Source organism: Actinosynnema sp. (assembly GCF_052038725.1).
Map to the genome: position 1 here is coordinate 1 of NZ_JBQGCX010001175.1, position 3,405 is coordinate 3,405.

3 protein-coding genes are annotated in these 3,405 nt (G+C 73.7%); all 3 read right to left on the bottom strand.

Going from position 1 to position 3,405, the window contains the following annotated elements; translation table 11 throughout:
- On the bottom strand, nucleotides 1–1,223 hold a 1,223-nt coding region (locus tag ACTUAL_RS24585), incomplete at its 3' end, for a beta-galactosidase (protein ID WP_440901915.1).
- On the bottom strand, nucleotides 1,220–1,906 hold the full coding sequence (locus tag ACTUAL_RS24590; RefSeq protein WP_440901916.1) for a DUF624 domain-containing protein: 687 nt from the start codon (nucleotides 1,904–1,906) through the stop codon (nucleotides 1,220–1,222). The genes ACTUAL_RS24590 and ACTUAL_RS24585, both read right to left, overlap by 4 nt.
- Nucleotides 1,903–3,405, bottom strand: a 1,503-nt coding sequence (locus tag ACTUAL_RS24595; protein ID WP_440901917.1) for a GH39 family glycosyl hydrolase, incomplete at its 5' end; no start/stop codon positions are given. The genes ACTUAL_RS24590 and ACTUAL_RS24595, both read right to left, overlap by 4 nt.

Sequence of the window (3,405 nt, forward strand, 5' to 3'; positions counted from 1 at the left end):
CTGTCCCAGTCCACCAGCAGCGCCACCCGCGCCGGGGTGCGCGCCCCGAGCAGCGCGTCACCGACCGCCGCGAACTCCGCCCCCAGCGCCGCGACCTCCCGGAACACCCGCGTGTCCGTGCGCCCGGCGTGGTCGAGCACCGCGCCGTGGTACTTCTCGCTCGCCCCGCGCGCGTGCCGCATCTGGAAGTACAGCACCGCGTCCGCGCCGTGCGCGACCGACTGCCACGACCACAGCCGCAGGATTCCGGGCCGCTTCACCGGGTTCACGTCCCGGCACGCCGTGGTCGACGGCGTCTGCTCCATCACCCAGAACGGGTCGCCGCCCGTGAGCCCCCGCACCAGCCCGTGCGCCAGCGCCATCCGCGCCGCCGTGCGCAGCGGGTCCGCGTCCTCCGGCGGGTAGTTGTCCCAGGACGCGAAGTCCAGGTGCTCGGCCCACCGGTGGTAGTCGACCGGCTGGTAGAGCCCCATGAAGTTCGTCGTCACGGGCGTGTCCGGCACGTGCTCCCGGATCGCCGCCTTCTCCGCGACGAACCCGCCCAGCAGCGCGTCGGTCATGAACCGCCTGTAGTCCAGCGTCGTGCCCTGGAACGCGGTGTGGTCCGGCCCGCGCCAGTGCTCGGACAGCGCGTTCGGCGGCTCGATCTCGTCCCAGTCGGTGTAGGTGTGCGACCAGAACGTGGTGTTCCACGCGTCGTTCAGCCGCGCCAAGTTCCCGTACCGCTCGCGCAACCACTCCCGGAACCCGGCCGCGCACAGCCCGCAGTAGCAGGCCCCGCCGTACTCGTTGCCCACGTGCCAGGCCACGACCGCCGGGTTCTGCCCGTACCGCCGCGCCAGCTGCCCGGCCATCGCGACGGAGAGCCGCCGGAACGCGGGGGACGACGGGCAGGCGTTGTGCCGCTGCCCGTAGACGTGCTTGCGCCCCTCGAAGTCCACCCGGCACGCCTCCGGGTGCGCCCGCGCCAGCCACGGCGGCATCGCGCCGCTCGGCGTGGCCAGCACGATCCGCTTGCCCTCGGCGGTCGCCCGCTCCACGATCGCGTCCAACACCGTGAAGTCGTACCGGTCCTCGGCCGGTTGCAGGTGCGCCCAGGCGAACACGCCCACCGTGAGCGTGTCGATCCCGGCCAGCTCGAACGCCGCGTAGTCGTGGTCCCAGACCTCCTCGGGCCACTGCTCGGGGTTGTAGTCGCCACCGTAGGAGATCTTCCCGGTCATGCGGTGAACCTCTCCGTCGCGTCGCGCAGCGCCGGTTCGGCGGTGCGCAGCAGGGCCAGGGCGAGCGGCGAGGCCAGCAGCAGCGGCGCCCAGTCCGAACCGAAGCGCACCGCCCCCAGCACCACGACCACCAGCGCCAGCGCGCCCACCGCCGTCGACGGCCGGGCGAACAGGTAGTAGGAGGCCAGCCGCACCAGGTCGCGGGTGCGCAGGGCCAGCACCGACGACAGCGCCAGCGCCTGCGCCGACCACACCAGCACCCCGGCGGCGGCCAGCGCCAGCAGCAGCGCGTACCAGCGCGGCACCCCGGCCAGGTCCACGGTGGACAGCGTGAACCCGACCAGCGACAGCACCAGCAGCGCGGGCAGCCACCAGCGCAGCACGTCCACCGCGTTCAGCCGGTACCCGCGCCAGAAGTGCCGCGCGGGGGACAGGTCCCGGTCGGTCAGGAACCGCCGCCACGCGAACACCGCCGCCGACAGCGCGGGCCCCACCGGCGCGAGGCACAGCCCCGCCAGCAGGGCGTTCCCCGGCCCGTCGGCCAGGAACAGCAGCCCCACCAGCGCGGGCGCGCAGGTCAGCGCCAGCAGCAGCTCCAGCACCACGAACCAGTGGACCACCGCCGACACCCGCGACAGGAACCCCGGACCGATCTCGGCGGCCGGGTCGCGCCGCCCGGTCACGGCAGCTCGTGCGCGGCGACCAGCCGCGCGTCCGAACCGCCGAGCAGCCTGCGGTCGTCCAGGCCCTCGTGGTGCTCCGGCCGCACCGGCAGCACCTCGGCGACCGTCACCTCGTGCCGCGACAGCGCCAGGTCCAGCTCCACCCGACCACCGGCCACCGGCGGCGCCGAGTGCTCCACCGCCGGGCGCGCGCAGTCCCGCAGCAGGTCGAACTGCCGCTCGGTGGGGGAGAACGGCCGCCCCAGCTCCCGCCACGCGGCGAACGCGTTGCCGTCGTGCTCGCCCACCCGCTCGCGGCGCAGGAACGCGGCGGGCGCGTCCACCGGCACCGACAGCCGCACCCGGTGCCGCTCGGCCGCCGCGGGCGCGTCGCTGCCACCCACCGGCTGCCAGGCCAGCACGCTCACCCGGCCGTCGTCGTCCTTGCACACCAGGTGGTCCTCGCCGCGCGCCAGCACGTGCGCGCCCATCCGCGCCAGGAACGCGTACAGGTGGTACGCGGGCTTGGGCAGCTGCCGGTGCGCGAGCAGCCCGAACCCGCCGTGGAACACCGAGGTCGGGACGTTCTCCTCCTCGAACACGTCGCAGAACGTCCAGTAGGAGAACGAGTCCACCAGGTCGTTGCCGCCGGTGACCACCGGGGCCAGGTAGGCGGCGTGGAACGCGGTGTCGTGGATCGGGTTGTCCGACCGGTAGGAGCTGTTGAACTCGGTGATGTGCACCGGCAGCCCGGCGAGCGCGGTGCCCGCCAGGTGCTCGCGCGGCGCGGCGAACTGGGCCAGCAGGTCCTGCGGCGCGGACAGCGTCTGGTAGGTGCCGAACGGGATGTGCTGCGCGGGCCCCGAGGTGTAGGCGTGCCTGCTCACGAAGTCCACCGGCGAACCGCTCGCGGCGGCGAACTCCGCGAACGGCGCCCACCAGTCGTCCGAGCCGGGGGAGATCGCCGGACCCCCGACCAGGAGCCCGGCGTCCACCTCCTTCACCGCGCGGGCCGTGCTCTCGTAGAGCCGGAAGTACGCGTCCTGGTCGGCGTCCTTCCAGAACTGCGGCAGGTTCGGCTCGTTCCACACCTCGATCGGCCAGGTGCGCACCTCGGCGAGCCCGTACCGGTCGATCAGGTGCCGCAGCAGCGCCGTCACCAGCGCGGCCCACTCGCCGTGGTCGCGCGGCGGCGTGATGTTGCCCTTCCACCAGAACACGGTGTCGTCGCCGGACGCGAGCAGGCTCGGCATGAAACCCAGCTCCAGGAACGGTTTCACGCCCAGCGCGAGGTAGCCGTCGAACACCTGGTCCAGGTAGGTGAACGAGCACCGCCGCACGCCCGAGCCGGACTCGCGCAGCACGCCGAGGTCGTCGGACAGCAGCCCGTGCCCCCGGATGTGGCGGAACCCGATGTCCCGCTGGAGCACCGCGAGCGACTCGCGGTAGTCCGAGCGCAGCGCCAGGTTCAACCTGCCCGTCCCGACGCACTCGCGCCAGGTCTGCGGCATCGGGCCGAT